Raw genomic sequence first — 22947 nt, 5'->3', positions numbered from 1 at the left:
GTTTTTATTGGGTAATTTGCAGGTAAGGAACCTCATTATGCCTTCAATAAGTTTATTATAGTTCGAAGATTGTATTTTGTTGATTGCGAGAATCCTATATTTAACACATTATACTAAGTTCAATTGCTTGAATACATGATCTCTGCATTAATGCGGTTGTTAATGTTTTAAAACGATATTCTTTCCTAAAGCAGAGAATTAAATTATCAGCCTACGTTTTAAATGGCTAGGTTTGCTTAAATATTCAGGTCTATGCATCAGAGTCGCTACAAAATAACTAACAGGAAGCAGTATAATCAAGCTTTAATCAATCTTGGCTCATGAACATTCTGGATTAATGAAAAAGCAATTTAGCTATGGAATTAAACTAAGCAGAGTAATTGTGGGAGGCCTCGCTTATTTAGCTACTTAGCCATTACGACAGCTCTCATGGTTAAACGAGTACTTTCAATGCCATGGAGAGGTCTGAAAGGACTCATTAATTTTGTTTTCAAACTTGCTCAACGACTGTTGTCATGCTTTCACTATGCATGCATTAATAAGCGAGCCAAAACGGCAAATATCGCGTTTAAAAAGAAGACCACAGGAATCACTAAGTACTTAGCCATTGATTCTGTGGGGCTCAAAGTTTATCGTGAAAGTGAATAGTGAGTAAAAAATCATGGCACTGATGGTAATAGGCGAGTTTAGCGTAAGTTACATTTAGCGGTAGATATAAATATGCATGCAATCATTGCTGCTGGGTTAAGTGTATCAAATACGACTGACGATAAAGTCTTACTTAACTTACTAAAACAAACGCACCGAAAAATTAATGTAATATGAGCTGACAGTACTTACGGCATCAGACAATGTCACGAAACCGTTCGTATTAAACGAGCAGTTCCACTTATCCTATCAGAAAAAAGTTATACGTGTAATTTAGCGGCCAGTTATCAGTAGTTACGCGGCTCAAACACGTATTGGAAAACGAAGTATGGCTACGATAAATGTTCCCTATTATATATTGTAGTGTTTAGAGTCAAAAACTTATTAGGAGGAATATTGAGCCTAAGGGATTACAATGCCCAGATTGACGACACATACGCCACAATAAAAGCATTAAATAAGTTAACCGAGCTGAGTCTGCCTCAAATGAAAACAATCATATAATAGCTAATAATGTTGGGATTTGCTATCTGAATTTGAATTAAGAAACAAAGCCCATTGTTTTCTTTAATTTTGGTTCTCGTTTGGCTCTGGCTATGTGAATAAGATAACAGTAAAATTACAGCTCCTTTGCATCTCATGCTGATGCACCTGATTTATACTCAGATTAATAAGAAGTAATGAATATGCTTGTACCAGAACTGCTTTCGCCTGCAGGAAGTTTGAAAAACATGCGCTACGCATTCGCTTATGGTGCTGATGCAGTGTATGCCGGTCAACCTAGATATAGCCTTCGTGTCCGTAATAACGAATTCAACTCCAAAAACCTACAAATTGGTATCAACGAAGCTCATGCCTTGAACAAAAAATTTTATGTAGTTTGTAATATCCAACCACATAATTCTAAGTTAAAAACTTTCATTCGTGATCTAGAACCGGTCATTAAAATGGGTCCTGATGCGATGATTATGTCTGACTCTGGTTTGATTATGATGGTTAGAGAAACGTTTCCTGACATGCCTATTCACTTATCTGTCCAAGCGAATGCAGTTAACTGGGCGACGGTTAAATTTTGGTACATGCAAGGAATTGAACGTGTGATTCTTTCACGTGAACTCTCTTTAGAAGAAATAGAAGAAGTGCGTCAAGAAGTACCTCAAATGGAACTTGAAGTCTTCGTTCACGGTGCACTCTGCATGGCTTATTCTGGCCGATGCCTGCTTTCCGGTTATATGAATAAGCGTGACCCTAACCAAGGTACGTGCACTAATGCATGTCGTTGGGTATATAAAGTAGAAAAAGCGAAAGAAGACGAAACCGGCCAAATCAGAGACATTCAAGGTATTGCTGATGTTCAAGCTCAAGAAACTGAAAAACATCCAAAGAATACACTTGGTTTAGGGAAACCTATTGATGAAGTGATTCTACTAAGTGACACACACCGCCCTAAAGAAAAGATGCCAGCATTTGAAGATGAGCACGGCACTTACATTATGAACTCGAAAGACCTTCGTGCTATTCAGCATGTCGATCGTTTGATTAAGATGGGGGTTCATTCACTCAAAATTGAAGGTCGCACTAAGTCTTTTTACTACTGCGCGCGTACAGCGCAAGTCTACCGTAAAGCAATTGATGATGCTGTTTCAGGTAAACCATTTGACGAAACCCTAATGAGTACACTAGAAAATTTAGCACATAGAGGCTATACTGAGGGTTTTCTTCGCCGTCATAATCACAGTGAATATCAAAATTATAATTACAGTTATTCTGTATCTAGTAGTCAGCAGTTTGTTGGTGAGTTCACAGGACAACGGCGTGGTGGTTTGGCTGAAGTTGAAGTTAAGAATAAATTTATTGTTGGTGACGCACTAGAAGTGATGACGCCAAATGGCAATATTATATTCATATTAGATGCCATGAAAAACCATAAAAACGAAATAATTGATAACGCAAAGGGAAATGGTTACTTCGTATTTATCCCAGTTCCGGAAGGCATGGATCTTTCCTTTGGTTTGCTGATGCGAAACCTTGCTGAAGGTTCAAACACACGAAATTCAAATACTATTCACAGAGAGAGTGCGTAATTCATGGCACTATTGATCACTGATAAGTGTATTAATTGTGACATGTGCGATCTTGAATGTCCAAATGAAGCCATAGTATTCGGTGCTGAGATCTACGAAATTAACCCAGACAAATGCACGGAATGCGTAGGCCACTATGAACAGCCAACATGCCAGTCTGTGTGTCCAATCACAAGCTGTATTATAATTGATCCTGACAAAAGGGAAACAAGTGATGAACTACTAAAAAAATTTATTATAATTCAAGCATTAGTATAAGAATAGCAATGAAAAGTGCCTTTTATTTTTGTGCTTTAATCTTAAATTATAATCCATTTATTTAATACGTGATAGTGTAGAAAGCTGTCAAATAAGAAGTTGCTTGCAGCTATGACACATATAGTTAACTTGACTGCGTTGCACTTTGTTATGGCGACAAGTAGAAAATTGGATTACATCGCAAGCACAGTGGTGAGAAAAAGTTTTCCCTTGGACGGATTTGATAGCGAAATTATGTGTAGTGCTAGGTAAAACGTTCAATGCTTCGAGCATCATCCATTGTCATTTTCTACCACGTGGGTGTACTTTACCGAGCTGTGAATATACAATTAGGTGACTGATTTCATGTGGGACGACATCAGTTAAAAATTTTCAGTATTCTCTGTCAGTAAGATGGGATTGAGACCTAATTACCAGCGTTAAAATAGAGCCACATCTGTAATTATTCCACGAATATCAAAATATATAGTAGGGATGACAAGCTTCTTATCTAATGTATTGTTGGCAATTAAGATGCATTAGATGACACGTAGGATAATGCAATAATAAAGTTTATTCATGCTGAACTATATTCAGGATATTTTTTTTAAAAAACTAATTTTAGTATAAAGACGAGAATGACAAAAGGCAGGCATAAGCTTACCTTTTATTAGTAAAAGTAGTTGTTTTCTGTTTGTGATGATTTAATTTGAGCAAAATCACGAAGTGCAATTATTTTGTCTGTTTTTTCCCAAGGGAACTCTTCGCGACCGAAGTGACCATACGCAGCCGTTTTCTGGTAGATAGGTTGAAGAAGATTAAGCATTTCTTGTATGCCATATGGGCGGAGGTCAAAGTGCTGACGAATCGCTTCAATAATGATACTATGAGAAATTTTCTCAGTATTAAACGTTTCAATCATAATAGACGTTGGATCTGCAATACCAATTGCGTATGAAAATTGAATTTCACAGCGATCAGCCATACCAGCAGCAACGATGTTTTTCGCAACGTAACGTGCTGCATATGCTGCTGAACGGTCAACCTTTGATGGATCTTTACCAGAAAAAGCACCACCACCGTGACGTGCTGCTCCACCGTAAGTATCAACTATGATCTTACGACCTGTCAAACCACAGTCACCCATTGGACCACCGATAACGAAACGACCTGTTGGATTAATAAAGAATTTAGTTTTTTTATTTAACCATGCTGATGGAAGAACAGGTTTAATAATTTCTTCCATTACTGCTTCGCGTAGGTGTTCAGTGCGCACTGAATCACAATGTTGCGTTGAAAGAACAACAGTATCAATACCTATAATTTGATTGTTATCATATCGGAAGGTAACTTGAGATTTTGCATCTGGACGTAAGAAATTGAGTTTTCCACTTTTACGTACTTCAGCTTGCTTTTTAACAAGTAGGTGAGAGTAAGTAATTGGTGCAGGCATTAGACTGGGTGTTTCATTGGTGGCATAGCCAAACATAATTCCTTGGTCACCTGCACCTTGATCTTTAGGATCAGCTTTATCAACACCTTGGTTGATGTCAGGAGATTGCTTGCCAATGGTATTTAGTACTGCACAAGAATCGGCATCAAAACCCATGTCTGAGTGTATATAGCCAATTTCACGCACGGTTTGACGCGTGATTTCTTCGATATCAACCCATGCAAATGTAGTTATTTCGCCGCCAACCATCACCATCCCGGTTTTTACATAGGTTTCACATGCAACACGAGCTCTCGGGTCCTGCTCTAAGATAGCATCAAGTACAGCATCTGAAATTTGGTCTGCAATTTTATCTGGGTGACCTTCTGAAACCGATTCTGAAGTAAACAAGTGTTTGGCCATATCGCATTCCTTACATTATAATTACAGAGTTATATACGTTTAAAATGTGTAGATATTTTACCATATAGACGTCTATTCTACTCTGAGACGATAATAAATGAACCATGTAATTTATTGATATTAATAATATTTTTAAAAAATTTAAAGATGCTGATTATGTAATCAATAAGTTGATTGTAATTTAAAGATAATGCTTATGTTCAATGGATGTACCAATGACTCTGTCATGCATTTCCGTTGATTTTGTTTATCTGTTCTTTTTTTATGGAATTGTTTCACGTGAGTACGTAAAAGCACATTATCTTTTAATGCGTTGCGTATAAAGCTTACTAATATGAGTTTACTCTCAAAAAATATCGTATACATTCCACTCTAAGTTTTGTTTCCTCATTTGCATTCAAATAGTGAATCGTATGGAGATTTGCTATCTGTACTTTAATTAGGAAACAAAGCCGGTCAATGGTTAAAAAATTAGATGCGCAATAACCGCAATCACAGGAAGAGTTATTAGGGTACGAAGCATGAAAATCATAGCCAGCTCCCATATTTTCACTGGGATTTTGCTACCCAGTAGCAATGCACCAACTTCGGACATATAAATCAACTGACTAACAGACAGTGTTGCAACCACAAAACGAGTCATTGCACTGTCAATATTTGAAGCAAGCACCGCAGGAATGAACATATCAGCAATACCAACTAAAATAGTCTCAGATGCTGCTACCGCTTCTGGAATTTGCAGCAGTTCAAGTAAAGGGACAAAGGGCGTACCTAAAATAGTAAATATTGGCGTGTATTCGGCGATAATCAGTGCAACAGTACCGATAGTCATGACCACAGGGAGTACACCGAACACCATGCCTATTGTATTTTCTAAGCCTTCTTTTGCTATAGCACTCAATGAACTAATATTAGATGCACGCTCAATTGCTATTTTTACGCCATGGCTAAACAGTGTTTCACCTTTTGGCAATGCTTCATGCTCGGGTGTTTGTTCTTCGCCATTTATCAGTGTGTTTTTTTTCCAGCACAGTGGCGGTAACCGTGGTACAATGATCGCAGCAACAAAGCCAGCCAAACAGATTGTCAAGTAAAACGGCACAAACATGTGCTCTAGGTTTACTTGGGCAATCACCACCAAACTAAAGCTGATTGAAACAACAGAAAATGTTGTACCTACAATGGCCGCTTCACGTTCAGTATAATAGCCTTGTTCGTATTGTTTACTCGACATTAAGATTGCTACGCTACCGTCACCCACCCAAGAGCTAATACAGTCAATTGCAGCCCGTCCTGGAAGACCAAACAATGGGCGCATAATACGGATCATAAAAGTACCAATTAATTCCAACAAGCCAAAATTAGTTAACAATGGCAAGCATAATCCGGCGAAAATAAATACTGATAGCAAGGTCGGTAATAAATCATTGAAAATAAAGCCACCGGTTGTGGCACCAACAATATGCTCAGAACCAACGCTGAAATATGCCATAAAAGCAAATACGGCACCCAGTAAGCGAACGAGCAGCCACAGAGGAGTAGGTGAAAAAAGGTCAGATAAAAATTTGGATTCAGTAATGAAGCGAGGCTTCAATACCAGCATAAGGGCTGAGACAACTGCACTGACTAAAATGATGCTAGTCACAACAAGTTGTACGGAATCACCCAATACACTCAGCAATAATTTTGCAAGTACTGTGATTGGAATCATAAATTTATTATCTATTATGAGAGGTGTCATGAAAAGTAAAACACCAAACATTGACGGAATGAGAAACATCAATATATTCCGTATCGATGATGTTGTTATTATTTTTTGAATATTTTGCATAACGTGATTTTCCTAAGCAATACTATGATAAATATATATGTATTTTTCGTAATTAACTTAGCGGAGAGTAATTTAAGTCTAATCGCTTGTAAATAATAAATAGTCACTTATTTTGAATAATCCACTAAAAGCAATGCTCTAATAAATGAGAAAGTGTAACGTATTTATTTTTTACTTATTTTGATTGTAAATTCATTATAAAATAACTCATAATGGAGCTATAAACTGACATATTTACAGCATAAAAATATCATGTAAAATACATATGGAAGATGTATAAATATCCAAACCTACGTTATACCTGTGAACATTATTTCAGTATCCAAAGTGGAAAACTGTTGAGCGAAACCGCGATAGCACGTTTTTAAATGAGTTTATGTTTAGTAAAATAAAATAGTGTTTTATTTTGATTATTTTGTTCGGAGAATAAGGCACAAAAAAACAGGGGAGCATGCTCCTAACTCTGCTTTTTATCAGTTATCTGCACAAAACTGATTTTTTATTAATCAAAAAGCAATATCTGTAGATAGTAAATCCCAAGATAATCAACTATTAAACGCTCATTTTATTTTAGGCCTATTTAACCTAGCCAACTTATTTAATGCTTTTATTATTGCAGAGGTTTTGCTAATTTGAGTATCGTAATCTTTTAGGCTCAATGTTTCCCTCCCCTGCGTAGTTTTTTTGATGCAAAGTAAAGCCCGGGTATGACAACGGTAGTAAGTAAGTTTGACAAGAGAACTAATGAACCCTTGCAGACCTCTCAATTGCATTGAGAATACTCGTCTAATTATTAAAACCGTCGTAATGGACGTAATGGATAAGTTGCTAAATAAAAGAGGTTTTTCATACTTACCAGACTTGGTTTGATTCCATAGCTGAATGGCTTGTTCATTAATCCGCAATGCGAGTGAATCACGATTAATGAAAGCTTTATTATACTGCTTTTAGTTGGTTATTTTGTAGCGGAACTTGTTCATAGACCTAAATATTTAAGTTAACCTAGTTGTTTTAACTATAGATTAAACATTTAGTTAGCTTATTTGGGAAATAAAGCTTCATAGTTTACACATAGCTTTAATGTATACGATATCTCTTTATAAGAACAAGTAAATTGTTAGCACTCTGTATACGCAACGTATTGAGAAGGATAATTTGATCCTCTGCGTTCGCTTGCTACGACTCAATAGAAAAACAATATTACACTCAAAATTAATAGAGAACTATGACAAAATCATTGGTACATTCATTAACCTTGTGTATTACCTTTGAATGATAATTATCTCATGGGTACATGATTTATTTTCAGTTGCATCCATCTGCGCTCTCACTTAGTTACGAACTAAATTTTATTAAGAGCTTTTTGAAGCTTCATATGATACTCGATCAACTTGGAGATGCAAGCTGGAGTGCCTGAAACTTGTCATGTGTTCGTAACGGTGTTTTTTTTAAAATGAGAGAACTAGACTATTAGTCTACACTCTAAACGGCTAAGTTCATTTAAACATTCAAGTTTATGGCTAAATTTCGCTACAAAATAATCAACTGGAATGAAACTAAACTGGATAATCGTAGGAGATCTCGTTTATTTAGCATTTAGCCATTACGACGGTTCTGATGGTTACATGAGTATTCCTGACACCATTAAGCAGTCTGTAAATATTCATTAATTTTGTTTCCAAACGTTCTCAACTGCCATTGCCATGCCCTTACTGCTCATGCATTAGCAAGAGAGCCAAACGTTAACGTCGTGTTCAAGACCAAAACTGAAGGATTCGTCCAACACTTAGTCATTGATTTTATGGGGCTTAAAGCGTACGATAAAGGCGAATGGACAATAAAAAAGTATGGTACTGATGGAAAACGATGAGTCTGGTATACATTACATTTAGTGATAGATGTAAATACGTATGAAATTATTGTTTCTGAGTTAGATGCACCACGTGTGACTGACAGTGAAATGCCACTTAACGTATTCACACAGACTTACCGAAAAATCAATGAGACATCATGAAATTTTGCTTGCGACACCAGACAATGTTATGAAACCGTTTGTATTAAACGAACGGTTTCACTCATTCTATAAAGAAAAGGATCAATTTTTTAGTAACGAGATCATCGTATAATTTAGTGGCTAGTTACCAGAAGTTATACGGTTTAAATAAATCTTGGAAAACGAAGTATAGTTACCATAAACATTTCCTATCAAAGACGGCAATATTTCGCGTCAAAAAATTACGGTAAGGCACATTCAGTCTAAGGGAGTAAAATGCTTAGATTAGCGAAACCTCCGCCATGATGAAAGCATTAAATAAGCTGGGAGGGCTAAGTATTTCTAAAACGAAAGTTCTTGTCTAATAGTGAATCATTGTAGGATTTCCTAGCTAGACTAAAATTAAGAAGTAAAGCCTTCTGAAGGTGGATTTTACTGTCTTTTCAGGTTTTTCATTTTGTTTGCAATTGATTTTATACTAATTGAATTTTACGTAATTATTCTCAACATACATAGGCATACTTTTTTGGGTATTCTTTTTTGCTTGTGATCTCATACTGAGGATCTGTTTAAATGAATATGTATATTTTATAATAAAGTAATTCTACTTTTCTGGGCTGATCACTAGCGTATGTAAGGAGTAGCAATGAACTTTCGCCAAAGTCTAATCACTCGAAAGGGTGAACGTATTGCGGTTGTCGCTGGGTTGCGTACTCCTTTTGCGCTACAGTCCACTGCTTATGCTGATGTACCAGCGGTTGACCTTGGTAAAATATTGATCAGCGAAATGTTGAATCGTACCGCAATAGATCCTAAATTAATTGATCAGCTTGTTTTTGGACAGGTGATACAAATGCCAGAAGCGCCGAACATTGCGCGTGAAATCGTTCTTGGTATAAATATGCATATTCATACTGACGCGTACAGTGTGTCTCGAGCGTGTGCGACCAGTTTTCAGTCTATTGTGAATGTGACCGAAAGTATCATGGCTGGTAGTGTGGATATTGGAATTGCTGGTGGTGCAGATTCATCCTCGGTACTGCCCATTGGTGTATCGAAACGTTTAGCTACCACATTGCTGGCATTGAATAAAGCAAAAAAACTCAGTAAGCGTCTTAAACTCCTTAGTAAACTGTCTCTGTCAGATCTTGCGCTCATGAGACCTGCGATGACCGAATACTCCACAGGATTAAGTATGGGACAAAGAGCGGAACAAATGGCAAAAAATTACCAGATTAGTCGTATTGAACAAGATGTGTTTGCACACCGTTCTCATACGTTGGCTGCAAAAGCATGGGCAGATGGAGTAGTTCGTGATGAAGTGATGACTACATTTCTAGAACCTTACAAAACGTGGGTTAATAAAGATAACAATGTGCGTGAAGATTCTATGCTGAAAGAGTATGCCAAGCTATGCCCTGAATTTGATCGTGAACATGGGTCAGTAACCGCGGCGAATAGTACTCCTCTAACAGATGGTGCTGCTGCGGTTATGTTGATGCGAGAAGGTCGAGTAAAAGAATTAGGCTTGGTGCCGCTCGGTTATATTCGGTCTTATGCGTTCTCAGCCATTCAAGTTGAACATGACATGCTAATGGGACCGTCTTATGCCACGCCGGTTGCACTAAATCGCGCGGGACTACAGTTGTCTGATTTAACTTTGATCGATATGCATGAAGCATTTGCTGCGCAAATATTGGCAAATATAAAAATGTTTAACTCGAGGACGTTTGCGGAACAAAAGCTTGGTCGCAGCCAAGCGATTGGTGAGATCGATATGGATAAATTTAACGTGCTAGGAGGATCGCTCGCTTATGGACACCCTTTCGCCGCAACAGGCGCACGTATGATCACGCAGTCGTTGAATGAATTGTATCGTCGTGGTGGGGGCTTAGCACTGAACACCGCGTGTGCAGCAGGTGGTCTAGGTGCAGCAATTATTTTGGAGGTAGAATAATGAGCGAAGAAACTACATTCACTTCCGTGCCTAAAATTCAGTTAGCACCAACAGCTTTGGTATGGAACATTGCATACAATGACATAGCTTGGCTTGTCATTGATGTGCCTGCTAATAATATGAACATTCTGCAAGCATCATTTATCAATCAGTTCAGTGAGATTCTTACAGAACTTGAAACTAAAAAAAATATTAAGGGTTTAGTGTTACATTCAGCAAAACCGGATAACTTTGTAGTCAGTGCAGATGTGCGGATGCTTGATGCCTGTAAAAGAGTGGAAGATGCTCAGACCATTGCTCAACAAGGTCAGAAGCTTTTTTCTCGTTTAGAGGCGTTACCATTTCATGTGGTTGCAGCAATTCACGGCTCATGTTTAGGCGGCGGATTGGAATTGGCATTAGCTTGCCATAGCCGTGTAGCAACAAATGATGCTAAAACTCGCATTGGGCTGCCGGAAGTGCAACTGGGTTTGTTGCCAGGCTTTGGTGGCACACAGCGATTACCTCGTTTGATTGGAGTAGCAAGGTCACTTGATATGATCCTCACAGGCAAAGAACTTCGAGGTGAAAAAGCGAAAAATATCGGTGTAGTGGATGATTGTGTCTCCCATTCTGTATTGCTGCAAATTGCGGAAGAGTGGGCGTTAAAAAGCAAACCGAAAAGAAAGAGTAGTTGGCAAAACTGGATCATGGATAGAAATATACTTGGCCGCGCTGTTATTTTTGAGAAAGCCGCAAAGAAAATTCGGAAAAAAACGCGTGGTAATTATCCTGCAATGGAAGCCATTTTGGATACCGTGAGATATGGTCTCGAAAAAGGCGTAGAAAAAGGTTTGTCCCACGAAGCGCAGTACTTTGGGCAACTTGTTATGAGTCCTGAGTCGGCAGCATTACGAAATTTATTTTTTGCTACTACAGCTCTGAAAAAAGAAACCGGTGCTGATGCTGAACCTGAAGAAATAACGGGAGTTACCGTGCTTGGTGGTGGTTTAATGGGTGCAGGTATTGCCAATGTGTCTGCGACTACCGCAAATGTACCAGTGCGCGTGAAAGATGTTAGTTATGATGCGCTGCTCAATGTGATGAGCTACAGCTTCAAGCTGCTAGAAAAAAAGCGTAAGCACCGAATTATTTCTAAAGTTCAGCTTCAAAAACAAATGGCGCATCTTAGTTGTTCTACAGATTATAGCGGTATGACCCATAATAATGTGGTGATTGAGGCTGTGTTTGAAGATCTTGAGCTCAAACACAAAATGGTAGTGGAAGTAGAAAAGTCACTAAGAAATACTACTATATTTGCGACCAATACATCCTCATTGTCTATCTATCAAATTGCTGATGGAGCTACTAGGCCTGAGAATATTATTGGTCTCCATTACTTTAGCCCTGTCAATAAAATGTTATTAGTTGAAGTAATCCCTCATACTGGTACGTCAGCTAAAACCATAGCTACGGTTGTAAAACTGGTGAAGATGCAAGGTAAAATACCTATTATGGTGGCAGATAAGGTGGGTTTTTACGTTAACCGTATTCTTGCACCATATATCAATGAAGCGGCAATGATGCTATTGTCAGGCGAATCGATTGAACATATAGACACAGCATTGCTTAATTTTGGTTTTCCCGTTGGGCCTGTGACATTATTGGATGAAGTGGGCATTGATATTTTCGTAACAATTAGTTCGATTTTATTCAATGGATTGGGCGAGCGTTTTCGTGCTCCTGATATTTTTGATGTCATGCTGAACAATGGTCGTAAGGGGCGCAAAAACGGGAAGGGCTTTTACCAATATAGTAGTAAAAAAAAAATGTTTGTAAGCACGTTTATGGTTTGCTTGGTGTTGAACCTAAAAATCAATTCACAACTCACGAGATTGCACAACGTTGTGTTCTTATGATGCTTAATGAAGCTGCTCGCTGTCTTGATGAGGGGGTGGTTAAGTCAGCCCGAGATGGTGATGTCGGCGCTGTATTTGGTATTGGTTTTCCTCCATTTTTAGGTGGTCCTTTTCGATACATGGTTCATATTGGTATTCGGCGTTTAGTGGTATTGTTTGAGCAACATGAAGCTAAATTTGGTGCACGTTTTGTACCTTGTGAATTGCTGCAAGCTATGGCATCGAAAGATAAGAATTTTTTCAATTAATTTATTTAATTATTGAAAATGAAGAACAGTAAAATTACATAAAATATGAAAAATTTATCTATATCTGGACTTGTTGCGTTAATGAAGCAATTGCCATTTCGTTTTGCCCAAATTAATAATAACGAGATATTATGATTGAAGTTATTTCCTATCTTTCTATTGGGAAAGTATGATTTTTACATGGTTACATACGCCCATAACGAGTTTTATCATTCTAAATTGTGGATTCTTATTTTGAACTATGGGTCAGAAAAATTTTTATAGACTATAGTATGATTCTGAATCATTAAAAAGTCATACCCTTGCAGTGATTATTAGTATATATCGCAGTAAATAATTTACTGTTAATGCTTTAAGTTTATTAAAAAGCGAGTAATTATACGTGCAACTATGTCTGGTTTTTCTGTATGTAACCAATGGCTTGTATTTGCAACAACGTGAACTTTTGCCTGAGGAAATTGACTTTTAATGCTTTTATAATATTCTGCAGAAATATAGTCGGAATTTGCGCCTTTCAAAAATAAAGTGTTATTAGTAAAAATACTGCCTAAAGGCCAATCTATTATGTCATCATAATGTGCTTCAAATACGTCCACATTGAATCGCCAATTGAAGCTACCATCATATTGTTTAGCGAGTGATTTTAACAAAAATTGCCGAATATTAGGATCGTGAATGTACTGAAATAAGGTAATCTCTGCTTCTTTTCGGCTCCTTATTCGACTTTTTTTGGTTGCACTCAGCCCTGCCAGTATGGTGTCATGATGACGAATATTGTATTTAACAGGAGCAATATCCATGACAACCAACTTATCTACAAGATCTTTATAGGTTATTGCTAATGCCATCGCAACTTTACCTCCCATAGAGTGACCGACGATAGAAATATATTTAAGACCTTGTTGATCTATGAAATCTTTTACAGCGATGGCTTGCGCAACATAGTTTACTGTGTTGCTGTGAGGTGACTGACCATGATTCGGTAGGTCAATTCGATACACTTGGTAGTATTTTGCCAAAGCTCGGGCTAAAATGTTTAAATTACTTAAACTACCAAAAAGTCCATGAATCAATAACAAAGGTTGTCCTGCTCCTTGAACCGTAAAATTTAAAAACACGATTATTTTATCTCAATATGAATAGTTTGATGTAGAGTATACTTATTAATTCTGTATAATTGGTTTGTTGAACTGTAATTAGGATACATTGATCAAACAATGAAGACGATTGAGGTTGATGAAGAATTATATCGGTATATTGCTAGCCAAACTCAACACATTGGTGAAAGTGCATCTGATATTTTGCGACGATTACTGATGGTACCTTTGGTTGAGCAATCGGTCGTCACTATGCTGAATACTGTGCCTAATTTAAAGTATATAAAGGATACTGGCAAGAGCAACACCATTAAGCAAATTAAGGAAATTCATTCATTGTTGATTTCTGATGAATTTATCTCCGAAGACAATGCGATAGGTCGCTTTATGTTAGTATTGTCGACTTTGTATCGTATTGATGGGCAGTCATTTTCCGTAGCTACGGCATTGAAAGGGCGTACTCGTGTATACTTTGCTGACAATGAACAAATTTTATTAAAGAGCGGCAAAACTACTAAACCTAAACATATTCCAAGCACACCTTTTTGGGTTATTACTAATACTAATACAAGCCGCAAGCGCCAAATGATTGAGAAGTTAATGACCAGAATGGGCTTTACGAATGAAATTTCTGAAAAAGTGATAGATGCAATCTGAATAGAATATCATTAGTTTAGAACTAATGAGTAGATTGAAATTAATGATGCATTCATTAAATGTAACCTCACGAACATGCTTATTTCACTCCCTTCCTCCCGGAAGTGACTATGGTGGGTACTCTTAACGTGAAATGCTGTTTTGTCAGCACATAAATGTATGTGTAACAGTATGGAATCGAGCAAGGTGGACACTAATTATACCATTATAAGCTATATGGTCTAAGCTTGACTTGAATATACTTACATCGTTTGTCAGGCAAGTATAAAATGTTAGACTTGCTATGAAGAATACCGGGATTCGTAATTTGGTTCGAGTGCTACGCATCAGTATTAATACGGTTATTCATGCCTTAAAAAACTTAATCTTAGTTCCCTTATGACGTGCAGGAAGTCGTGCTTATCTGTGAAGTGGATGAGCAATAGTTCTTTATGGGCAACAAAGAAAGATACTTTTCGTTGACTTTTGAAGCGCTGAGGAGTCTAGATTAAAAGAGGTTATTGCTTACGTGTTTGGTTGTCATGGAAGGGATCCGGCTTTGTCTCCTAAATCAGGGAACTAAATTATCAATTTGCGCTCTAAATAGCTAGACTCACTTAAATATTCGGGTTTATGAGCAAGTTTCGCTACAAAACAAAGAACTGGAAGCAGTATAATTAATTTTTGATCAATCCTGGCTCACTAATATTCTGGGTTGATGAAGAAGCCATTCAGCTGTGGAATTAAACTAAGCGGAGGTAATCATGGAAAACCTCGTTTATTTAGCGATTTAGCCATTACGATGGTTCTTATGGCTAAACGCGTATTTTTAATGCTATCGAGAGTTTTGTAAAAATTAATTAATGCTATTTTTAAATTTGTTCAACGGAAGTTATCATGCCCGCATTATTCCTGCATTAACTGCTTGGGCTCGCTTGTTAATGCAGGAATAATGCAGACTACAGAACCCCATCAAACACTTAGCGTGAGCTATTGATTCTACGGGGCTAAAAGTCTACGGTGACGGGAAATAGAAAGTAAAAAAGCATGGCACTGATGGAAAATGGAGAGTCTGGCATAAATTATATGTAGCGATAGATATAAATATGCATGAAATCATTGTTGCTAAGTTCAGTGCATCAAATTTGACTGACGGTGGAGTATTATCTAAGGAGCTTACGACACCAGACAATGTTACGAAACCATTCGTATTAAACGAGTAGTTTTAATCATTCCACTCAGGGGAAAATATTTTTAAAAACGGATCATCATGTAATTTAGTGGTTAGTTACCATAAATGTTCATTATAAGAGACGACAATGTTTCGAGTCACAAAATGATTGGGAGGGAGATTGAAGCTAAGGAAGCATAACACTGAGATTAACGAAATATATGCCACAATGAAAATATTAAATAAGCTGACAGGAATAGGTATGTTTAAAATAAAAGCGATTGTTTAATAGTAAATCATCTTGGGATTTGTTGCCTGAACTCGAATTAGGCAGCAAGATCAAGAAATATATTTAATATGTTTTTAAATGTATTGCCTATATTTAGTGTTGTATTTTGATGTTTGATGTGCATGTGTATGACATTCCTCCCGAAAATAAAACATCTTTGTAAATTCTATTTTCAACGTATCGAAAGGGCTAATTTGACCCTATGTATTTACTAAAGTTTTGTTCCTTAAATTAATGAACTCAATTATTAATCTATGTTCTAAATAGCTAGATGAATTTAAAGATCTAGATCTATGGATAAGCTTAGTTACTAAAGAACCAATGGGAAACAGAATAATCGCCAGAGGTCTTGTTTATGTAGTCACTTAACCATTACGACGGCTCTTATGGTCAAACGCGTATTTTAATGCCCTTGAGAGGTTAGTAAGGACTCATTAATTATGTTTTTAACTTGCTCAACTGTAGTTGTCCTGTCCCCATTATTTATGCATTAGCAAGCGATCCCAAATGGTTAACACCGTGTTCAAAAAAAGACTAAAGGAACTATCTATTACTTAGCTATTTATTCTATGGGGTTTAAAGTCCATGGTAGAGGATAATGGAGAGTAAAAAAGTATGGTACTGATGGCGAAGTGCTTCCTAACTTACTTAAATAACCTGCTGAAAATTAGTAAAATATCAGGTGATGGTGCTTATAATTTTGTTTATATTAAACGAACTATTTTACGCATTCCCCCAAAAAAAGGCGCAGCTTGTTGAAAAGGAAGTTGCCCCAGTAATTTAGTGGTCAGTTACTAGAAGTTATACAGCTTAACTCAGCATTAAAAAAACAAAGTATGGTTACCATAAATAATTCATATGAGAGACGGCAATATTTCGAATCAAAAAATTACTAAGAGGGACATTAAGCCTAAGGGAGCATAATGCTCAAATTGATGAAACCTGCGCCATAATAAAAGTGTTAGATAAGCTGGCAGAATTAAACATGCTTAAAATAAAAATAATCGTCTACTCGTCAATTATGTTGGGATTTGCTATCTGACTCGAATTAAAAATAAAGTTTATTAAAGCTACTGTGTTTTTTTTAGCGGCTTTGTCTTTGACTGGGCATCTAATTTTATATACATTTTCATTTCTTGAAAAGGTGCTATTTTATGACTAGTTATAATCGTGCGGGGCAACGTGCTCAGCAGCAAGATCTTCACAACATCCCCCTTCTTGTCTCTAACTATTTTCAATTAATGCCTGACCCTTCTAACCCAAGTCACCATGTTACATTTGGTACTTCTGGGCATCGTGGCTGTGCTGACAAATCAACATTTAATCAACACCACATTTGGGCTATTGCTCAAGCGGTGGCTGTAGTGCGTGCTGAAAATGGTGTTAATGGACCGCTTTTTGTTGGCAAGGATACACATGCATTGTCTGAACCTACATTTTGTTCTTTGGTCGAAGTGTTGGTCGCAAACGGAATTAATGTCATTGCTCAGCAAAAGGGAGGTTATACACCAACGCCTGGTATTTCTCATGCGATTTTAGTTCACAATAAATTTAATGATTTACTTGCTGATGGCATCGTGATTACACCGTCTCATAACCCACCACAAGATGGAGGTATTAAATACAATCCTCCTCACGGAGGTCCTGCTGAGGGCAAGATTACGAATGCGATTGAAGCATGTGCAAATGCTATAATTATAGATGGTTTACATGGTGTCCGGCGTATTGGTTATGTTGACGCTATAGCCAGTGAGCATTTTTTTGAACAAGATTTAGTTACTCCTTATATTGAAGATCTTAATGATGTGATTGATATGGAAGTCATTAAGCAATCTAATCTTCACATTGGTGTTGATCCTCTCGGTGGTTCAGGCATTGATTATTGGAAAGCAATAACAACGCATTTTGATCTAAATATTACATTAGTTAATGATGATATTGATCCTTCATTTCGTTTTATGTCCTTGGATAAAGATGGCGAGATCCGAATGGACTGTTCATCACCTTATGCAATGGCAGGTTTGCTGGCTTATAAAGATAACTATGACCTTGCATTTGGTAATGATCCAGACTGTGATCGCCATGGTATAGTTACACCTGCTGGCTTAATGAATTCGAACCATTACTTGGCTGTGTGTATTGATTATCTTTATCGCCATCGTCCTCAGTGGTCTACAAGTATAGCCGTGGGCAAAACGTTAGTTTCAAGTGCAATCATTGACAAAGTGGTTGCAGATCTTGGTCGTGATCTTTGTGAAGTGCCTGTTGGATTTAAATGGTTTGTTGATGGTTTGTTTAGCAGTAAAATTGGTTTTTGTGGTGAAGAAAGTGCAGGGGCCTCTTTTCTACGTAAGGATGGTTCGCCTTGGTCTACGGATAAAGACGGTATTTTGTTGTGCTTGTTAGCGGCAGAAATTACCGCGGTAACTGGTAAAAATCCACAACAATATTACGATGCGTTAGCTACGAAGTTTGGTGCTTTTAGTTACAATCGTATTCAAGCGGTTGCTTGTAGTCAGCAAAGAGCTGTGTTGAGTAAGTTATCTGCTGAAAAGGTGACAATAGATACATTGGCTGGCGACCCGATAATGACGAAATTGAAGTATGCTCCTGGTAATGGCCAAGCCATTGGTGGTCTAAAAATAATTACTGAGTTTGGTTGGTTTGCCGTGCGCCCATCTGGCACAGAAGATATTTATAAAATTTACTGTGAAAGCTTTAAAGGCGACGCACACTTGCGTTTGATTGAAGAAGGAGCAAAAAAACTCGTGAGAGATCTGTTTATAAATGCAGGATTATAAGCTGTAGTAAATATACTCGTAATAAAGCTGAATTGCACATAAGTAAGTTGATCATGCATGCAATAAATTAAGTGTGACTTAAACGTTATAATGATGTTTATATAAATATATTAACTACTATATCATGTATTCCCGTTGAGTGTGAATTTTGAATTATTTCTATACACTTACTTAGCTTGAAATACAGGCTTAATTGATTCAGAAAATCAAAAACTTTGCAATCTCTGGATGAGTAACCGTAAAAATTATTCAATAGCTTCTTTGACACAACGTTTATTGTTGAAGTAAACGTTATTTCTCGACTGTTTATTCGTCGAGGCTTTGTGTTCTAATTTGAGTTCAGATAGTAGATCCCAACATAATTAATGATTAAACAATCGTTTTTGTTTTAGGCATACTTAACCTGGTTAGCTTATTTAACGTTTTTATCATGGTGTGAGCTTTGCTAATCTGGGCATTATGATCTCTTAAGTTTAATGTCCTTCCGAGTAATTTTTTGATTCGAAACATTGCCGTCTTTTCTAGGGAACGTTTATAGTAATCATATCTCGTTTTTTAATGATGATTGGAACCGTATAACTTCTGATAATTGACCACTAAATTATGCGGATAACCTTATTTTTTAAAAAGTTGCTCCTTTTCTTGGTGATATGAGTGGGACCGCCCGCTGAATATGAATAGTTTCGTAACATTGTTTGGTGTCGTCAGCATCATTAGTTGATATTGTATTGATTTTTCGGCGGATCTGCTTGAGTAAGTTAGGTGGCACTTCACCGTCAGTCACATTTTATGCACTTAACTCAGCAGGTATGATTTCGTGCGAATTTATATTTACCGCTAAATGTAACTTGCGCCAGGCTCGCAGTTTCCTATCAGTACTATGCTTTTTTACTCTCCTTTACCGTAGACTTTGAGTTCTGTAGAATCAATGACTAAGTACTTGATGGTTCCTTTACTCTTCATCTTGAACGTGACGTTATTCGTTTTGGCGTCTTTGCTAATGCATGAATAGTGATGGCATGACAATGGCAGTTGAGAAAGTGTAAAAACAGCATTAATGAATCGGTGAAGACCTCTCAATGGTATTGCAAATACGTATTTAACCACGAGGACCGTCGTAATGGCTAAGTCGTTAAAGAAACGAGGTTTCCTATGGTTACCCTGCTTAGTTTGATTCCATAGCTGAATAGCTGCTTTCTCAATCTAAAATGTTAGTGAATCACAATTGATTAAAGCTTGATTATACTGTCTCCAGCTAGTTATTTTATAGCGGAGTTTACTCATAAATTTAAATATTTTAGTGCGTCTAGCTGTTTAGAGTGCAGATTACTTATTTAGTCCCCTTATTTGGTGAGCAAAGTAGTTCTTCATATTAATTACTTATTATTTTTTATTTATGGCGCACTGCATATTGAGTGATCTATTATTATCGAATAGAAATAATACCTTGATCCTCATACATTGCCCAAGAAACTACACGATTGACTACGCACTGCTCACCCAGTGACAACTCTCCAGACTGACCTTGGTAACGGTATTCAGGGAGCGCTTTCATTTGAGGTAAAACTTTGATAAGTGAATATGCATCCATACCTAAGGCGTACAGACGTATCATGCTATTATTAAGTTCCGGCCAAAGTTGGTGGAAGCGTACTGTCGTTGGATTATTATGTTCGACAAGCAGAGGAACATCACTGAACTCTATACCACGAAGTTCTCCTACCTCTCGTATTCCATTGATAAAGTGATTGCTGTGTGAACTTGCATAGAACTTCGGAGGGTTAACATTAGGGTTAATCGCGACTTCAATGAAGGGCTTTAACAAGCTTAACTCACCCGAATTGGCCACTAAATAAACTGCATCAATGTCACGACGACTACGTTGTTCTGATGCCATGTTTAAACCAAGGATCTGGTTTATTTGTTGAATTCTACCTTGGCTTTCGGTAAGGCCAAAAACTTGCTGCACTGTTTCTTGCATTGTGTCACGATTTTCAAAATACTTTATTTCAGGTATTTTACCTGTAACGCTTTGCCATTCAATAGAAAAAGCACTACTGACACGATGCCCAAACTTATTATTTGGAGCAATCACTAACGGGTAATGATGATTATTTTGCGCGATATGCAGAGCGGCTTGTTTGGCTTCCTGTTCCGGAGATAGTGTAAAAAAGCAGATATTTTTGCTTCTTATTTTACTTCTGGGAAAATTGAGTGCAAGCATTGGGAATGTATTATGACTAGCATTCAGAAAAGCATCTACATTGTCTTTTTGCAGTGGGCCAATGACAAATTGAATACCATCATTTTGCATGTGAGCAACGATCTCTGGCATCGCCATTCCATTGGTATCATAAAACATCACTGCAGGTTGTGACTCACCAGAATTATCATCCAGTAGCTTCTGAATAAATCCATTACGAATGGCTTCTCCTTGTGCAACAAATTTATCACTAAGAGGCAATAGGACAGCGATACGGTTCGGACGAACAATATCTATAGTTTGTAATGTTTTGTAGTTATCTGGCAAATAAAAATTTGCTGGGTGCTCTGGATTAGTAGCTAACCATATATTCAAGGCTGTATGCTGCAGTACTGGTTCCTCCGCGTGCTGACGTAATAGCGCGACTAATTCAGCCCAACCAGAGAGCACTGTATTGCTGTTTGCAGAAAGAGAATGTAACTTACTGGGTGACAGTTCTACGAGTAAGTTCCAAACGCGAACCCAGTTTTGTTGTTTATCAAACGTATCAGATAGATAAGATGATGCTTCTGTGTAAGAGAGTACTGCTCCTGAAGGGTTGTTGATCTGTTCGTAAAGTTTACCTTTCAAAAGATAATAACGTTGATATTGAAGTGTTGGTAGTTTCCAGGTAGATGAAAAGTTTAAACTATCGATAGCAGCTTGAAATTGGCCTTTTTGTTGCAATAGCACCGCACGGTTAAGTTGCCACTCCGATAATTGGATTGTCATAAGTGGAAGCTTCGCCAAGTGACTTACTAAAGCACTAGCTTGTGGGAATTGTTTTTCTGTAATCAACGCTTTTAAAGCAAGCAAATACCAGTCAGCTTTTTCCTTATTAACGCTTATTTCTGCTTTCAATAAGTAGAATTTTGATGACTCGAGCGTTGGGGCTGTGATGTCATACAAAGGAGCCTTCAAAGAGGGGGAGGTGGCTACACATGCCGAAAGTGCTAATGCTAACGCGATTGGAAAGATAACTCGTGATATACTTTTATATTTATGGGTTATTTTACGCATAATTATCTTCTGTCCGTAACTTATTCCCCTCTATATTAATCGCCGAAGGGTTGTGAAACAAATGACTGATGAAACATCAACAATGGTTGACGTCTCAACTTTATATATCGTGCCAACTCCGATCGGAAATTTAGGAGATATCACCCGACGTGCATTGTCAATTCTACAGCAGGTAGACATTATTGCTGCTGAGGATACCCGTTATACTGGCAGACTATTGTCACATTTTGGTATCATGACCAGAACTCTTGCTTTGCATGATCATAATGAGCGGCAAAAGGCAAACATTTTGGTTAAAAAGTTAATGACAGGACAAAATATTGCTTTAGTTTCTGATGCTGGTACACCGCTGATTTCTGATCCAGGTTACCACTTAGTTACGCGGTGTCGTCAGGTAGGTATTAAGGTTGTGCCCTTGCCAGGTCCCTGTGCTCTGATTACTGCTTTGAGTGCTTCAGGTTTACCGTCTGATCGTTTTAGTTTTGAAGGTTTTTTACCGCCAAGAAGCAAAGGACGGAAAGATAAGTTCACAGAAGTGGCTCAAGATCCCCGTACACTTATTTTCTACGAATCACCACACCGTATTATCAATACCCTTGATGACATGTTGGAGGTGCTGGGTAGTGAACGTATGGTCGTGATTGCCCGTGAGTTGACTAAAACGTATGAAACTATTCATGGTGTTCCGCTCGGTGAATTGGTTGAATGGGTGAGTGAAGACCGAAATCGCATTCGTGGCGAGATAGTCCTTTTGATTGCCGGATATCGTGCTGGAGAAGACTATTTACCGTTGGAAGCCACAAATGCAGTTGCGCTTCTTGCTAAGGAATTGCCGTTGAAAAAAGCAGTAATAATAACGGCTAAATTATTCAATGTTAAAAAAAATACTCTTTATAAATGGGGATTGGAGAATCTTCAATAATAAGATCTGTTTGAAAGT

At 37.5% G+C, this 22947-nt stretch carries 13 protein-coding genes and 6 pseudogenes; 13 read left to right on the top strand and 6 right to left on the bottom strand.

Annotated elements, in window-relative coordinates:
• The first annotated feature begins 252 nt into the window (after positions 1-252).
• The 3 genes and pseudogenes from BTN50_RS01970 to BTN50_RS01960 all read left to right on the top strand — a co-directional run bounded on the left by BTN50_RS01970 (position 253) and on the right by BTN50_RS01960 (position 2990).
• A pseudogene (locus BTN50_RS01970) lies at positions 253-1152 on the top strand (IS5 family transposase).
• Between the two features lie 182 nt (positions 1153-1334).
• Positions 1335-2732: a prephenate-dependent tRNA uridine(34) hydroxylase TrhP gene (gene trhP, locus BTN50_RS01965; RefSeq protein WP_096618840.1), complete on the top strand. Its 1398-nt coding sequence runs from the start codon at positions 1335-1337 to the stop codon at positions 2730-2732.
• 3 nt (positions 2733-2735) lie between these two features.
• On the top strand, positions 2736-2990 hold the full coding sequence (locus tag BTN50_RS01960) for a YfhL family 4Fe-4S dicluster ferredoxin (RefSeq protein ID WP_096618839.1): 255 nt from the start codon (positions 2736-2738) through the stop codon (positions 2988-2990).
• 649 nt (positions 2991-3639) lie between these two features.
• Here BTN50_RS01960 and metK read toward each other — a convergent pair.
• The 3 genes and pseudogenes from metK to BTN50_RS11985 form a co-directional block, all read right to left on the bottom strand.
• Positions 3640-4824 carry a methionine adenosyltransferase gene (metK, locus tag BTN50_RS01950; protein WP_096618838.1) on the bottom strand — a complete coding sequence of 395 codons (1185 nt, stop codon included), beginning with the start codon at positions 4822-4824 and terminating at the stop codon, positions 3640-3642.
• 463 nt (positions 4825-5287) lie between these two features.
• Complete coding sequence (locus tag BTN50_RS01945; protein ID WP_096618837.1) at positions 5288-6604, bottom strand: YjiH family protein; 1317 nt, start codon at positions 6602-6604, stop codon at positions 5288-5290.
• Positions 6605-7377: 773 nt separating this feature from the next.
• A pseudogene (locus BTN50_RS11985) lies at positions 7378-7581 on the bottom strand (transposase); the annotation flags it as partial.
• Between the two features lie 187 nt (positions 7582-7768).
• Here BTN50_RS11985 and BTN50_RS01935 point away from each other — a divergent pair.
• The 5 genes and pseudogenes from BTN50_RS01935 to fadJ all read left to right on the top strand — a co-directional run bounded on the left by BTN50_RS01935 (position 7769) and on the right by fadJ (position 12751).
• Entirely contained in the window at positions 7769-7927 is a 159-nt protein-coding gene (locus tag BTN50_RS01935; RefSeq protein ID WP_096618835.1) for an IS1 family transposase, read from the top strand.
• Between the two features lie 619 nt (positions 7928-8546).
• Positions 8547-8669 carry a hypothetical protein gene (locus BTN50_RS11980; protein ID WP_394336763.1) on the top strand — a complete coding sequence of 41 codons (123 nt, stop codon included), beginning with the start codon at positions 8547-8549 and terminating at the stop codon, positions 8667-8669.
• Entirely contained in the window at positions 8656-8781 is a 126-nt protein-coding gene (locus tag BTN50_RS11975; RefSeq protein ID WP_394336762.1) for a hypothetical protein, read from the top strand. Before BTN50_RS11980 ends, BTN50_RS11975 begins: the two co-directional genes overlap by 14 nt.
• Before the next feature lie 513 nt (positions 8782-9294).
• On the top strand, positions 9295-10605 hold the full coding sequence (gene fadI, locus BTN50_RS01925) for an acetyl-CoA C-acyltransferase FadI (protein WP_096618834.1): 1311 nt from the start codon (positions 9295-9297) through the stop codon (positions 10603-10605).
• Positions 10605-12751 (top strand): annotated as a pseudogene (fadJ, locus tag BTN50_RS01920) (fatty acid oxidation complex subunit alpha FadJ). The gene fadI and the pseudogene fadJ overlap by 1 nt, the downstream one beginning before the upstream one ends.
• A 344-nt stretch (positions 12752-13095) precedes the next feature.
• Here the strand turns inward: fadJ and BTN50_RS01915 are convergent.
• Entirely contained in the window at positions 13096-13869 is a 774-nt protein-coding gene (locus tag BTN50_RS01915) for an alpha/beta fold hydrolase (protein ID WP_096618833.1), read from the bottom strand.
• A 99-nt stretch (positions 13870-13968) separates the two neighbouring features.
• Between BTN50_RS01915 and seqA the strand changes: the two genes are divergently transcribed.
• From seqA to pgm, 4 genes and pseudogenes are all read left to right on the top strand, one after another.
• On the top strand, positions 13969-14505 hold the full coding sequence (gene seqA, locus BTN50_RS01910) for a replication initiation negative regulator SeqA (RefSeq protein ID WP_096618832.1): 537 nt from the start codon (positions 13969-13971) through the stop codon (positions 14503-14505).
• A gap of 663 nt (positions 14506-15168) precedes the next feature.
• Positions 15169-15944: pseudogene (locus tag BTN50_RS01905) on the top strand (transposase).
• 326 nt (positions 15945-16270) lie between these two features.
• Positions 16271-16697: pseudogene (locus BTN50_RS12615) on the top strand (transposase); the annotation flags it as partial.
• Between the two features lie 401 nt (positions 16698-17098).
• Positions 17099-18745: a phosphoglucomutase (alpha-D-glucose-1,6-bisphosphate-dependent) gene (gene pgm / locus BTN50_RS01900; RefSeq protein WP_096618831.1), complete on the top strand. Its 1647-nt coding sequence runs from the start codon at positions 17099-17101 to the stop codon at positions 18743-18745.
• Between the two features lie 369 nt (positions 18746-19114).
• On the opposite strand, the pseudogene BTN50_RS01895 reads toward pgm, so the two are convergent.
• Positions 19115-20029, bottom strand: a pseudogene (locus BTN50_RS01895) (IS5 family transposase).
• A 142-nt stretch (positions 20030-20171) separates the two neighbouring features.
• Entirely contained in the window at positions 20172-22007 is a 1836-nt protein-coding gene (locus BTN50_RS01890) for a penicillin-binding protein activator (RefSeq protein ID WP_223823255.1), read from the bottom strand.
• 61 nt (positions 22008-22068) lie between these two features.
• Between BTN50_RS01890 and rsmI the strand changes: the two genes are divergently transcribed.
• Positions 22069-22929, top strand: a complete 861-nt coding sequence (gene rsmI, locus BTN50_RS01885) for a 16S rRNA (cytidine(1402)-2'-O)-methyltransferase (RefSeq protein WP_096618829.1) — start codon at positions 22069-22071, stop codon at positions 22927-22929.
• Positions 22930-22947 lie beyond the last annotated feature (18 nt).

Origin of the sequence: Candidatus Enterovibrio altilux, from assembly GCF_002381345.1 — a bacterium.
Lineage (GTDB): Bacteria > Pseudomonadota > Gammaproteobacteria > Enterobacterales > Vibrionaceae > Enterovibrio > Enterovibrio altilux.
This window is presented reverse-complemented; position numbering and strand designations above follow the sequence as displayed.